This window comes from Pantoea sp. CFCC18179 (assembly GCF_059412405.1).
This window is the reverse complement of sequence record NZ_JBNBPM010000003.1, coordinates 98,149-112,144: the sequence shown is the minus strand read 5'-3', so window position 1 is coordinate 112,144 and position 13,996 is coordinate 98,149. Positions and strand designations below refer to the sequence as shown.

The window sequence follows — 13,996 nt, the reverse complement described above, 5'->3', positions numbered from 1 at the left end:
CACATCTTGAACACCTTACGTACTGCAATCACCGCATTGCTGCTGCTGGTTACTGCCAGCGCACACGCTGAAGAAAAAGTTCGCCTGCTGCTTGATTGGTTCATCAATCCGAACCACGCAGCGATTTTTGCCGCGCAATACAGCGGTGCATTCAAAAAAGAAGGGCTGGATGTCGAGATGATCGCGCCTGCCGATTCCGCTTCCGTACCGCTGTTATTGGCGGCGGGAAAGGCCGATCTGGCGATCAGCTATCAGCCGCAGTTGTATACGCTGGTGGATAAAGATGTGCCGGTGATCCGCGTGGGTACGCTGATCAATCAGCCGCTTAACACCTTGACCACAGTTTCCAGCGATATTCACTCACTGAAAGATTTTGCCGGTAAAACGCTGGGATATGCGGTGCCTGGCACCGAAGATGTGGCGATCCGCAACATGCTGAAATCGCAGGGTGTCGATGCGGACTCGGTGAAACTGATCAACCTGAATATGGACGGCGTTTCCGCGCTATTGACGCACAAAATTGATGGTGCGATGACGGTGTTTCGTAATTACGAATTACTGGATTTAAAGGATAAAGGCGCCAGCCCAACGGTATTTAAACCGGAAGATTTCGGTGTGCCCGCTTATGACGAATTGATCATTCTGGCCAACCAGAAAAGCGCCGCAACCGACAAACGTATTCCGGCGTTTTTGCGCGGTTTAGATGCGGGCGTTGCTTGGCTTCGTGCGCATCCGCAAGAGGCATGGCAGGCATTTATTAAACAGTATCCCGAACTGAATACGCCATTGAATCAGCAAGCCTGGCAGGCGACATTGCCGTATTTCGCTACCCATAGCGCTGAATTTGATCAAACGCGTTACCAGGCATTTGGTGAATATATGAAGGCTAATGGCGTGATTAAGCAAATTGCGCCGATGAATCGGTATTCATTGTAGTGTGATCTAACCAACATCTTTCTTTCATGTTAACGCCCCGGTATTCTACCGAGGCGTTAATGCAACTTAATATTTATTAATCTTTTATAAAGTGCGCGGGCTTTATCTCTCCTTTCATAATTTAAGAATTCATTCAGAAGTATCTTATTATTTGGCTCGGTATTTTTAAGGTGGCATTCTTTTTTTTGTGACCTTATTATTTTTTTTGCGATCGCAGGATGCAAATTCATTCATTAAATAAAAATGGACAAAAAAATGAATAACCACAGCGAAAAAATACCTCTGGCTCGCAAGGCTGTGGGTTGGGCGACAATATGTTTTCAATTTGCCCTGCCTGTAATCACTCCTTTTTCCGCGCAAGCTAACCAGAATGAAAAATATGTTCATCATACAAATGGTGATGAAAGATACGATCAACGGTTTGCGGAAGTCGCCTCGCGTACCGGAAGTTTTTTCGCTGACAAACCTGATGCTGATGCAGCAAATACGATGATGCGGAGCTATGCTGCCAGTGAAGCCGGTACGCAGGCACAGCAATGGCTAAGCCAGTTTGGCACAGCACGTGTGCAACTCGAAGTTGATGAAAAATTCTCACTTAAAAATTCACAGTTCGATCTTCTGGTGCCGTTTTATGACAGTCAGGAAAAAATCTTATTCTCACAAGGCAGTCTGCACCGAACCGATGATCGCACACAATCTAACCTTGGGTTGGGTTATCGTCAGTTCGATAATAACTGGATGTTTGGGCTGAATAGTTTTATTGATTACGATATTTCAAGACAACATACGCGGATTGGATTTGGCGCGGAATATTGGCGGGATTATTTTAAATTTGGCGTAAATAGTTATCATCGTCTAACCAGTTGGAAAGATTCCCCAGATTTAGAAGATTATCAGGAACGCCCAGCTAATGGTTGGGATGTACGTACTGAAGGCTGGTTGCCAGCCTTCCCGCAGCTCGGCGGTAAATTGCGTTATGAGCAATATTATGGCGATGAAGTAGCGTTATTCGGCCGTAATAGTCGTCAACAAGACCCACGTGCTATTACTGCGGGAATTAGCTATACACCTATTCCGTTATTCACACTTAGCGCTGAACAACGCCAGGGACAGAGCGGTATTCATGATACGCGCTTTGGCTTGGAAATGAATTATCAGTTGGGTCTGCCATGGCAATACCAATTTAATACCGATAATGTGGCGGCTATGCGTAGTCTGGCGGGAAGCCGTTATGACTTAGTCACGCGTAATAACAACATCGTGCTGGATTATCGCAAGAAGGAGGTGATCTCCTTCAATGTGATGAAAAACTTGCAAGGCGTCAGCGGTGAACAAAAACCGCTGAATGTGCAGGTTAGCAGCAAACACGGGTTGAATCGCATCGACTGGACGGCAGCAGAAATGACGGCGGCAGGTGGCAAGATTTTGTCCGATGGTTCCAGTCACAGTGTCGTCTTCCCGAGCTGGCGATCAGGCGCGGATGCCGTGAATCGCTATACCTTGCATGGGGTGGCAGTGGACAGCAAAGGCAACCGTTCAGCGCGCAGCGAAACCGTTATCGAAGTTAATCCTGCCGCAATGAACGTCCAAAACAGCAGCTTAACGCCAATTGATGGTGCGCTGCCTGCTGATGGTCAAAGCCAATTGGTGATGACGTTAAATGTACGAGATGAACATCAACAGCCCATCGACATAGATATAGCTGAAGTTTCAGTCGCTCTAAAAGCGACGCGACAGGCACAAAGTGCCACCTTATCCGCTCCTATACGCAAGGCGGCTGGTGTGTTTGAAGTGTCATTAACTTCAGGTTTGCAGGAAGAAGCGTTAATTATCACGCCGAAGGTGCAAGGTATTGCCTTAGCCGAGGTTACGGTAAACGTGCTCAAAGGCTTGCCTGATAGCAACGCGTCTTCGATGGCAATTTCCACAGAGCAGGGCGATACATCAATTCTTTCGTTTAGAGCAAAAGATGCTGATGGAAATCCGATTAGCGGCATCGCCGACAAACTGGATTTTGCAGTGAAAACTCGCAGTGGCTCAGATGCCAGTTCAGCGGTTCGCTTTGGCCCAATTATCGAAACGCGTGCAGGCGGAAATTATCGAACTACGTTAAAAGCCTCCCAGGCTGATGCGTATGAGATCACGCCGCAATATAGTGGCGTGCCGATGAATAATTTGACTACGTCCATCAATTTGGCTGGGAATTCAGCGCCAAATATTGATACAGATATCTCCTCATTTGATGCTTCGCCGGTGTATGTTGCCACCCGTCAAGAGTCTTCGACACTCAGCCTGTATATCGTAAATGATCAGGGTGAGCCGATAACAGGGTTGGCTGATTCCCTGCAATTTGACATTAAAGCATCTGACGGTTCGATTGCCGGCAGTCGCATAGGTCTTAGTACAATTGTTGAGCACGGCGCCAGCGGCTTTTATACCGCGACGGTAGAGGGGACAAAAGCGGATGGTTACATCATCACTCCCAAGATTCATGGGCATTTAATTGGCAAACTTGCCACTACCGTATTGGTTTACGACATACCTGCTGGAGCGCGCTCTACTTTGATTGGCACCGTTGATCAACACTCGTCGGCAAACCAGGCTCGTGTCGCCCTTGCTTTCACCGCAAGAGATACTGAAGGGAATTTAATCAACAACATTACTGAGAAACTCTCAGTGCGCGTTGACACCCAAAAGGGGTCAGTGGTATCGGAACCTGAGTTTGCTATGCGTTCTACGGACGGCGTTTACAATGCCACTTTTATTGCGAGTCGAGATGATGTTTACACCTTGACCATGCAATTTGAAGGACGCGATCTGGTTGGTAACCAACCACTGGTATTGAATTTCAAATCAGAAGTCGCTGAAGTTGATTATTTAGACGTTAATTCTCACAACTTTACGGCTAACAGTGGTTTCCCGACAACGGCTTATCCTGGCGCATCATTCAAGGTTCGGCTAAAAGATGCGTCACCTGCAGATTATGAATGGCGTGCGAACGGTGCGGCAGACGCTGTTACTGTTGATGCGGATGGGGTAGTCACCTTGCACAACAGTGGCGCGGCGGGCAAAGATATCACCATCACAGCCACGGCAAAGCAGGGAACGGCAACGGCAGCATTTAATTTCCGTGTCCGTCAGTGGTTCAGTCCAACAGGAAGGAAGTCGGCTGCTTCTTCATTGCCAATTCTTTGTGACGGTTCAAATAACAATCATCAACCTGAGCTCAGTAATATGTCACAAGGCACCAATGTGCGAGGTGTCGGTACGTTGTGGTCTGAGTGGGGTGATGGCTTGCCTTACTTGATGTGGGCTAAGAATGAACGCAGCGGCTTAAGTTACAACTCTTACATGAACGGGCGGAACGGCCTTAAAGGATTCTTTTCAGCAAGTAACTTGATGGATATCGTTTGTACTAGCCAGCATAACTAACTGGATTGAATGAAACCGTAAAAGATGAAAGCACTTGTCCGTCTTACTTTCATCTTTACAGTTAGCCAATGTTAGTTGTTTTCGCGAGTATTACTTCCGGCGGCCTCTCTGGCCGCCGTTTCCCTTACACATTCTGTGCGGCGGTTTACCTCGCGATACAGTTCATCGCGGGTTTTCAGAAAAAACTGTATTTGTGTGACTGTCATCACTCTGCGAGGCACGCTAATATTAACACTTCTCATTTAGCAGAGGTTTTTTCGTCGCGATGTTATCCCGTTTCACACTAGCCACTTTGATGGCGACACTCATGCTTACCGCCTGTGCACGTCTTGCTGCCGTTACCGGCACATCTACCGACAAGACCGCAACCGCTGATGCCGCAGCTCAGCCTGCCACCACTGGCGCGCCAATCGACAACCAGGATTCGCCATCGCCGTTCGAAAGCGGCCCTACGGTGATCAATGTTTCACATCTGGTCACGCGTACCGATGATGGTTCTTCCGTATATGTCACAGTGGATGGACAGGATGCGGGCCTGTTGAAGAAGGGCGAGAAGCGCGAGATTCACGTCGCACCGGGTAAACACCAGATTGGTGGTTACGTGCAGACACTGTTTGGCTTCGGCAAAGTGACCATCGCCTCAGTGGATGTCACCACCGATCCTAAAGCGCCGAAAAACGTGGTGTATTCTGTAACACGTCAGAAGCCTGCGTTTACCGAAACCGACACACCGCCAAACAACTCTTGATCGCGATGTTTGTAGGGTCGCCATTGATGGCGACCTTATCCTATCAGCTACGGCTAAAAACCAACTTCAATCCTGCGATTGCAAAGCAGCAGGCCAGTAGCGCATCCAGTCCGCGTCGAATCCGGCGATAAAATGCCGCCATCAGCGCAGTGGAAAACAACAGCGCGTAGCCGCCAAACACCAACACACAAATCGTTGCGCATCCGCCAATAATCATCGGCAAAGTCGATGCTGCCGCGCCGGGTTTTAATGCCACTGACATGATGGCAACCCACGTCAAAATCGCTTTTGGATTGCCAACGTGCATCAATATTCCCTGACGAAACATTTTGCCGAAGCGGGCTTTATCGCTGATGGCAGCGAATTCTTCCTCGTCAGGACGGCGCATCGCTGATTTTCCCGCCTTAAACGCCAGCCACAGCAAATACAATCCGCCGCCAACTTTCAGCACAATCAGCAGTTGTGCAAAAGTGGCTAAGACGGTTAACACGCCGCAGGCCGCCAATAACGCCCACATCATTGATCCGCCGATTACCCCGCTGGCCAGTGCCAGAGCTGCGCCACGTCCTTGCTTCATCGCCGTGCCCATAATCGCCATATTGCTTGGACCGGGGCTAGCGGTGGCAACAAAGTAGGTGGTGTAGATCAATATCAATTCATGTGACAGCGTCATACGCTTTCCTTTATTGGCAATCCCGACCTTTTTTATAACGGTTAAGAACACAATTTTCTATGGCGGATCTGTTAATTAGGTGTTAATTCGCTATGCTGTGGTTTCGCTTTGAACCGGCGTGTAACCCGCGCTGATGCAGGAGAACAGCTGTGAACTTTAGCCAGCGTGAGCACATCGCTAATGTGGTCGCTCAAGTTGAAAACGCGCACGCAGCCAGCGTGCTCAATCCGCTGGACAATGCGGTTCAGGCTTCGTGGTTACGCTGCGTCAGCGAGCATGGTTTAGATCCCAGCCGCATGCAGGCTGCGCGTATTCTGCCTGCACACCAATTACGCGAACATCGCCAGCAACTGGATGAACTGCGCTTCGTGGCGCAATCCGCTTTGCAGACGCTTTATCAGCAAATCGCTCCCGCTGGCTACATTCTGTTGCTGGCCGATGCGCAAGGCGTGGCGGTAGATTATTACGGCGACAGCAATGCCGAGATCAGCTTGCGTCGTGCCGGGTTATTTCTGGGTTCACAATGGTCTGAAGCATTGTCGGGAACCTGTGCGGTGGGCACGGCGCTTGCTACGGGTAGCGCGATTACCGTGCATCAGACCGATCATTTCGATGCTACACATATTCCTCTCACCTGCAGCGCTGTGCCGCTGTTTGATTCGGAAGGTGTCGTTCAGGCGGTGCTGGATATTTCTGCGTTGACCTCGCCACAACCTCGCAGTAGCCAACATCTGGTGATGCAACTAGCACTGAATCAGGCACAGCAAATTGAGAACGCATGGTTTCTGCATCACCATCGACAAGACTGGATCCTCAAACTCAGCCGCACCTTCGCGTGGGCGGATGTGCATCCAGAACTGCTGCTGGCATTCGATGCCGCAGGTAGTCTGGTCGGCATGAACCAACCCGCACGCCAGCAGCTTGGCGATGTGCTGGGTTCATCGATCTCGACACTGTTTCGTACCTCGGTTGATCAACTGCCAAATTGGTCTTCGACTGCGCAACAGTTAGAAGACATCAGCGGTCAGCAGCGTTTCTTTGCACGCACTCAGCAGCCTGCGCCACTGCGCATTAAAGCGTCGACAGTAAAAACAGCGCCTGAACTGGCGAAATTAAGCGGCGGCGATAAGCAATTAGATCAGCAGTTGCAGCGTGCTTCGCGATTGCTCAATGCCTCACTGAACGTGCTGGTGCAAGGGGAAACTGGCTGCGGTAAGGAATATTTTGCGCGGGCTTTCCATCAGGCCAGTTCGCGCCATCACGGACCATTTGTCGCGATTAACTGTGCGGCGATTGCCCCCTCATTAATCGAAAGCGAATTATTTGGCTATTTGCCGGGCAGTTTTTCCGGGGCAGGCAATCGGGCGCGCAGCGGGCTGATTCAGGCGGCGCACGGTGGCACTTTGTTCCTTGATGAAATAGGTGATATGCCGCTGGAGATGCAAACGCGTTTGCTGCGGGTACTGGCCGAACAAGAGGTGTTACCGATTGGTGCACGTCAGGCGCAAAAAGTGGATATTCGCGTGATTTCGGCTTCCCATCATACGCTGACGCAGCGAGTGAATCAGGGCCTGTTCCGTGAAGATCTGTTGTACCGCTTGCAGGGCGCGACCATCACGCTGCCACCTTTACGCGAGCGCGACGATATCGACTGGTTAATCGATCATCTGCTGCAAGCACAGGCGCAACTCAGCGAAAATGCACGAGAATTGCTGCGTTGCCATCGCTGGCCGGGCAATGTACGTGAACTGCACCACGCGCTGCAATTTGCCTTGGTGATGTGCGAGGATGGCAAGATTCAGGCGGCAGATTTACCGGATGCCTTGCAGATTTGTATATCTTCATCGACGTCAGAAAATGAAGCACAACGATTATTACGTCAGCTCAACGCGGCAGGCTGGAATCAAAGTGAAGCGGCGCGGCAATTGGGGATTAGCCGTATGACGTTGTATCGCCATATGCAGAAGTTGGGTATTAAACCGCCAAATAGCCTTTCGTCATCATAAGGTCGCCATATTTGGCGACCAATTTACGCATGAATTTATGCAATTATTGTGGTGGACGCACCAGAATTTTCACCTGCTGCTTCTCTTTCACCAGCGCTTCAAAACCTTGCTCGACTAAATCATCAAGTTCAATACGCTTAGTCACCAGCTTATCTGCCTGGAAATAACCCTGAACCATCAATTCCATTACTGCCGGGAAAATATGACGATAGGCAATAATGCCTTTTACATTGCGTTCGGCCAGCACCACTTTATTTGGATGGAACGAGGCTTCACCTTCCCAAATTGAAACAATAATGGTTTCGCCTTCATAGCGGGTGCTATCAATGCATTGTTTCAATACTACCGGCACGCCGGTGACTTCAAACGCCACATCGACGCCGCCATTGCTGAGATTGCGGATTTTCGCCACCGCATCCTCTTTGCTCGGATCGATCACCACGTTGGCGCCCAGTTCACGCGCTTTCGCGCCACGTTGCGGCGACAACTCTACCACGTAAATCTCAGCGGCACCGGCGGCGCGCAACGCTTCGATCACCAGCAAACCAATGGGACCTGCGCCAAACACCGCAGCTTTATCACCGGCTTTGAGTTTGCTCATGCGCACCGCATGCAGCGCCACGGCGGCGGGTTCAACCAATGCGCCTTGTTCATAAGAGAGCGCATCAGGCATGCGATGCACCATGTGTTCCGCGACCACGGTGAAGCTGGAGAAACCGCCGCCGCCGCCGGATAAACCGTGGAAGCCAAGATCGCCGCACAGGTTATATTTGCCTTCACGGCAGGCTTCACATGCGCCACAGGAAAGAATCGGTTCGACGACCACGCGATCGCCGGCTTTCACGCGGGTTACACCTGCACCGACTTCAACAACTTCGCCGGAAAATTCGTGTCCCATGACAATCGGCGCGATGTCGTGGCTGATTTTGTGCGGTTGTTCAACCGGAACAAAGATCGGTCCAGCCAAATATTCATGCAAGTCGCTGCCGCAAATACCGGTCCACGCCACTTTAATTTTAACTTTACCGGCTGAAACCTGCGGTTCTTCAATCTCATCGACGCGAATATCGCGTGCTTTATACCAACGTGCCGCTTTCATTATTTTCTCCTTGAGGTTGGCTGTATTTCTGTCCATTGCCGATAGAGGCCGGTGCAGAATCTCAATGCGGAGGTTGCGAGAAGCGTGCCAACATTTACCTTCGATATAATTTGAATAAAAACAATGCGTTGAGGTTAACCGCATCAGCGATGCTGATGTAACAGCGTTACAGGTGTAACACCTGCAATTGTCACACTGTTACACCCTGGTCTTAATATGGTTGCGCGCTGCAATTACTCTGATTATTCGCCTGCATATTGCTTCGCTTTGGCACAATCCTTACATTCAGACACATATCCCGCGAGTGGACACAATGAGATGAAATTCCGTGCTGATATAAACGGCCTGCGCGCCTACGCCGTTATTTTGGTGGTGCTATATCACGTCGGTGCGGTTGGCGTCAGCGGTGGATTTATTGGTGTTGACGTATTCTTTGTTATTTCTGGTTTTCTGATGACCGGCGTTATTTTAACCGGGCTGAAAAATAGCACCTTCTCTTTATTAACCTTTTATGCAGCGCGTTGCCGCCGCATTATTCCCGCGTTAGCCGTAATGTGTGCAGCGTTATTATTGCTGGGTTATTTCTTCATTCCGCCGGAAGAATATAAAACCTTAGCCAGTCATATTGTTGCCAGCCTGACGTTTACCTCCAATATCGTCTATTTCAAAGAAGCGGGTTATTTTGAAGCGGGTTCCGTCTATAAATGGCTGCTGCATACCTGGTCGTTGAGCGTGGAGTGGCAATTTTATCTGCTATTGCCGCTGGTATTGATGTTCACCGCGCGCTTCTTGCGTCGCCGCTTTGCCTGGGTAATGGGTGTTGGCGCGTTGCTGTCCTTTGCGCTGGCGTTGGTCGTGGCTCATTTCAGCGCTAGCGCCGCGTACTTTATGCTGCCAACCCGAGCGTGGGAAATGCTGGTTGGCGGTTTGCTTTTCCTTGCTCCGAAAAGCGGATTGAGTGGCCAATCTTGGGTGCCAATTGTGGCTGTTATCGGTTTGGTTCTCAGCGTGTTTTACATCGATTCCGACATGATGTGGCCGGGCATGATGACGTTGATTCCGGTGGCATTGACCGCGTTGATTATCCATGCTGGTGGCAGCAACAGCGTGTTGTTTAACCATCGCGTCGCGCAAGCCCTCGGTAAATGGTCGTATTCGATTTATCTCTGGCATTGGCCATTATGGGTGTACTGGCATCTGGCGGATTTGCCAGTCGATATGGCATCGCAAATTGTGCTTGTCGCGTTGTCGATTTTCGCCGGTTGGGCTTCCTTTAGCCTGGTCGAAAGTCAGCGCAGTTGGCTCAGTGCACGAACCGCAACAGCATTAGGTCAACCGGCATTAGTGCTGTGTGTTGGACTGCTGGTGATGGCTAAAGATGGTTTTCCAGCACGCGCACCAGAAGTGGTTGCCAGCATCAATCACTATGCACAACAACGCTTTAACGCAGCACGCGGTTGTTTCACGCTGGATGGCATTCAATCACCGCAATGTGTATTTGGCCGCGCGGAACACGTCAATTTGGTGGTGCTGGGCGACAGCCATGCGAACGCGCTGTTATCGTCGGTGATCGCCACCGCTGATCAACAATCTGATTCCGTGGTGTTTATCGCCCAATCGAGTTGCCCAACTATTCCCGACATCAATCGTCGAACCCGCCCGGGATGCGGCGCCTTCGTGAAAAATGCGTTTGCGCTGGTTGAGCAGAAATATCCCAACGCGTCGGTGCTGATTATCAACCGCTTCTCGCTTTACCTGCACGGCGAGCAGGGCAGCGTGGGTAGACCGGAATATTCGTTTGCGCAGGATGGCAGTTCGCTGGCGGCTTATCAGAAACATTTTGCCGCGGCGGTGCAGCAGCTCGCGCTGCATCGCAAAGTGTTCATTATGACGCCGGTGCCAGAATTTGGTTACGACGTGATTTATCGCATGTCACGTAACGCGATGCGCGGCAATGCGTTGGCGATGACCTTGCCGCGCGCAGATTACGATGCGCGCAATCGCGATGCATTGGCGATGCTAAACCAGATTGTGGCGCAAACGCCGAACGTCACGCTGCTTGATGCCGCACAAGCGTTGTGCGATCAGCAATTCTGTTACGGTGCGAAAGACAATGTGCCGCTGTATCGTGACGACAACCATTTATCAGAAATCGGCAATAAAGCGCTGAGCAATGTGTTCTCTGGTATGTGGCGATCGATTAATCGAACATAGGCTTAGATGTTTGTTTATACCTTCGGTGGCTGAAGTTGGATCCCAGGTCACCATAAATGGCGACCCTACAAACGTTGCATCAAAGCTGCGCCGTCAAAGCCCGCAAATGCCCGCGCAATAATGCATGCAGCGCGCGGATGGCGGGTGAGAACTGTTTGCGGTGTGGGCAGATCAGGTGCAGCGGCGTGCTTTCGCCGGGTAGGTGCGGCAGCACGATTTCCAGCCGTCCCGCCTGCACATCGTCACACACATCAATCCACGATTTATAAGCGATGCCCATGCCAGCCATCGACCAACGGCGCGCCACTTCCGCGTCATCACAGAGCATGCGACTTTTCACGGTGATCTGTCGGCGCATGCCATCTTGCGGAAACGTCCATTTGTCGTAAACGTGGCCGCCCATAATGAACAGCAAACAGTGGTGATGCTGGGCGATCTCTTCGAGATGCTGCGGACGACCAAAACGCTCCAGATATTCCGGTGACGCCACCATCACGCGGCGATTGTCTTCGGCCAGCGGCAGCGCGACGTAACTGCTGTCTTCTAATTTTCCGTAGCGAATCGCGATATCCACCGGATCGCGGAATACATCACTGATCTGATCAGAAAAGGCGAGACGCACAGACAATGCCGGATGCTCGCGGCAGAAGTCAGTGATCAGCGGCAGCAGGATATTGCGGCCAATATCCGAAGGCAGCGCGATTTTCAGTTCACCGCTCAGCGCATCTTCATCGCTTTGCAAACTGTCGGCACCGGCATGCATCAGCGCCAGCATCTCTTGTGCATACGGCAGATACTTTTCACCTTCAGCGGTTAGACGCAGGCTGCGGGTGGAGCGGGCAAACAGGCGTCGATCCAGTTCGCGCTCGAGCCGCTGAATCGCCGCGCTGACCTGGCCGGGCAGCAAATTTACCTCACGTGCCGCGCGCGAAAAGCTACCAAGTGCCGCCGAGCGCACAAACAGCGTGACGTCTTCCAGTCGAACCATCTTCTTTTTAACCGTAATAGTGCTCAGGGATTTTCACTCTAAAAGTGAAAGTGTTGCTCTGCAACCGGCATTTTTCATCGCACGCTGGCTCGCTATGCTCAATGTCACTGACCAAAACTGCTCACCAATAAGGAATTGCCGAATGAAAGCCATCGTTTATAGCCAAAACGGTTTACCGATTTCTGATGAAAAGGCGCTGTATGAACTTGATGTGGCGAAACCCACGCCTGGAGCACGTGATCTGCTGGTAAAAATTCACGCCATTGCGGTGAATCCGGTGGATACCAAAGTGCGTGCCGGTGCGCCAACCGACAAACCGCGCATTCTGGGTTGGGATGCGGTTGGTGTGGTGGAAGCGGTGGGCGCGGACGTCAGTTTGTTCAAGGTGGGCGATGAGGTGTTTTACGCCGGTGATATCACCCGCGCGGGCAGCTATGCCGAATACGGTTTGGTGGACGAGCGCATTGCCGGGCATAAGCCACAATCGCTTAACGACGCCGATGCTGCTGCGCTACCACTGACTTCATTAACCGCGTGGGAATTACTGTTTGATCGTCTGGAAGTGCAGGCCGATGACAACTCCGCGCTGCTGATTATCGGTGCAGGCGGCGGTGTGGGCTCGATCCTGACGCAGCTCGCCAGCAAGTTGACCAAGTTAACAGTGATTGGTACCGCATCACGCCCGGAAACGGCGGATTGGGTGCGTTCGCTCGGTGCGCATCATGTGATTGATCATTCTCAATCACTGGCAGAACAGTTGGCAGGAATTGGACATAAAGAAGTGCGCTACGTCGCTTCGCTAACGCACACCGACAGCTATTACGATCAGCTGATTGATGTGATAGCCCCGCAAGGCAAACTGGCGTTGATCGACGATCCGCGAACGCTGGATGCGGTGCCGCTGAAGCGTAAAGCGATTTCCCTGCATTGGGAATTGATGTTCACGCGTTCGTTATTCCACACCGCAGATATGCAACGTCAGCATGATATCCTGCAACGCGTGAGCCAACTAATTGATAATAAAACGTTGCAAACCACCGCTGGCGAGCATCACGGCACTATTAACGCCGCCAATTTGCGTAAAGCGCATGCGTTGATCGAGAGCGGACGCGCCCGCGGAAAGATTGTGTTGAGCGGGTTTTGATTCTGTCAGGTCGCCATTTATGGTGACCGAGAAAACGTATTAATTTTATTAGATTAAGGATATGTCATGACACTGAACGATGCAGTCGCACGCCGCCATACCGTAAAAGCCTTTGAACAGGGCAAAAGCTTGCCGCAGGAAGAGATTGAAACCTTGCTCAACGTGCTGCGAAACAGCCCGTCCTCGGTGAATTCACAGCCGTGGCATTTTGTGGTGGCATCCACCGCCGCCGGTCGTGAGCAAATCGCGCAATCCACTGATGGCGCATTTGCTTATAACAGCCCAAAAGTGCTGAACGCGTCGCATGTTATCGCCTTATGTATGCGCACCGACATTGATGATGCGCATTTAAATAATGTGCTGGATCAGGAAGATGCAGATGGCCGCTACGCGAAGCCAGAAAGCAAAGCCGGGACCGATACGGTGCGTCGCAGCTACGTGGATATGCATCGTTATGAATCGCGCGATATTCCACAGTGGATGGAAAAGCAGGTTTATCTGGCGCTGGGTGGATTGTTGCTAGGTGCCGCGATGTTGGGCATTGATGCTACGCCGATGGAAGGCTTCGATCAGAGCGCATTGGATAAAGCATTGGGCCTGCGTGAAAAAGGCTTTACCAGCGTGGTGCTGGTGTCGCTAGGTTATCGCAGCGAGGCTGATTTCAACGCCGAATTGCCAAAATCACGCCTGCCGCGCGAAGAGATTTTTACCTTTATTTAATTGCGCGAGTCGTTGTTGGTCGCCATGAATGGCGAC

The 13,996-nt window shown here is 51.2% G+C and carries 10 protein-coding genes; 7 read left to right on the top strand and 3 right to left on the bottom strand.

The window, feature by feature from the left end; genetic code table 11:
- Positions 1 to 6 precede the first annotated feature (6 nt).
- From ACPUC7_RS08110 to ACPUC7_RS08100, 3 genes are all read left to right on the top strand, one after another.
- Positions 7 to 936, top strand: coding sequence for an ABC transporter substrate-binding protein (locus tag ACPUC7_RS08110; RefSeq protein WP_494922487.1), 930 nt, complete (start codon positions 7 to 9; stop codon positions 934 to 936).
- A gap of 255 nt (positions 937 to 1,191) precedes the next feature.
- Positions 1,192 to 4,368 (top strand): inverse autotransporter beta domain-containing protein, encoded by a 3,177-nt coding sequence (locus ACPUC7_RS08105; protein WP_494922486.1) that lies wholly within the window; start codon positions 1,192 to 1,194, stop codon positions 4,366 to 4,368.
- Between the two features lie 265 nt (positions 4,369 to 4,633).
- Positions 4,634 to 5,116, top strand: coding sequence for a hypothetical protein (locus ACPUC7_RS08100; RefSeq protein ID WP_494922485.1), 483 nt, complete (start codon positions 4,634 to 4,636; stop codon positions 5,114 to 5,116).
- A gap of 43 nt (positions 5,117 to 5,159) precedes the next feature.
- On the opposite strand, the gene ACPUC7_RS08095 is transcribed toward ACPUC7_RS08100, so the two are convergent.
- Positions 5,160 to 5,789 carry a LysE family translocator gene (locus tag ACPUC7_RS08095; protein WP_494922484.1) on the bottom strand — a complete coding sequence of 210 codons (630 nt, stop codon included), beginning with the start codon at positions 5,787 to 5,789 and terminating at the stop codon, positions 5,160 to 5,162.
- Positions 5,790 to 5,938: 149 nt separating this feature from the next.
- On the opposite strand from ACPUC7_RS08095, the gene ACPUC7_RS08090 reads away from it, so the two are divergent.
- Positions 5,939 to 7,795 carry a sigma-54-dependent Fis family transcriptional regulator gene (locus tag ACPUC7_RS08090; protein ID WP_494922483.1) on the top strand — a complete coding sequence of 619 codons (1,857 nt, stop codon included), beginning with the start codon at positions 5,939 to 5,941 and terminating at the stop codon, positions 7,793 to 7,795.
- A 43-nt stretch (positions 7,796 to 7,838) separates the two neighbouring features.
- On the opposite strand, the gene ACPUC7_RS08085 is transcribed toward ACPUC7_RS08090, so the two are convergent.
- Complete coding sequence (locus tag ACPUC7_RS08085) at positions 7,839 to 8,894, bottom strand: 2,3-butanediol dehydrogenase (protein ID WP_494922482.1); 1,056 nt, start codon at positions 8,892 to 8,894, stop codon at positions 7,839 to 7,841.
- Positions 8,895 to 9,212: 318 nt separating this feature from the next.
- On the opposite strand from ACPUC7_RS08085, the gene ACPUC7_RS08080 reads away from it, so the two are divergent.
- Entirely contained in the window at positions 9,213 to 11,108 is a 1,896-nt protein-coding gene (locus ACPUC7_RS08080) for an acyltransferase family protein (RefSeq protein ID WP_494922481.1), read from the top strand.
- 79 nt (positions 11,109 to 11,187) lie between these two features.
- Here ACPUC7_RS08080 and ACPUC7_RS08075 read toward each other — a convergent pair whose 3' ends face one another.
- Complete coding sequence (locus tag ACPUC7_RS08075; protein WP_494922480.1) at positions 11,188 to 12,096, bottom strand: LysR family transcriptional regulator; 909 nt, start codon at positions 12,094 to 12,096, stop codon at positions 11,188 to 11,190.
- A gap of 142 nt (positions 12,097 to 12,238) precedes the next feature.
- Between ACPUC7_RS08075 and ACPUC7_RS08070 the strand changes: the two genes are divergently transcribed.
- Both ACPUC7_RS08070 and nfsB read left to right on the top strand, forming a co-directional pair.
- Entirely contained in the window at positions 12,239 to 13,240 is a 1,002-nt protein-coding gene (locus ACPUC7_RS08070; protein WP_494922479.1) for a zinc-binding alcohol dehydrogenase family protein, read from the top strand.
- Between the two features lie 66 nt (positions 13,241 to 13,306).
- Entirely contained in the window at positions 13,307 to 13,960 is a 654-nt protein-coding gene (gene nfsB / locus ACPUC7_RS08065) for an oxygen-insensitive NAD(P)H nitroreductase (RefSeq protein ID WP_494922478.1), read from the top strand.
- Positions 13,961 to 13,996 lie beyond the last annotated feature (36 nt).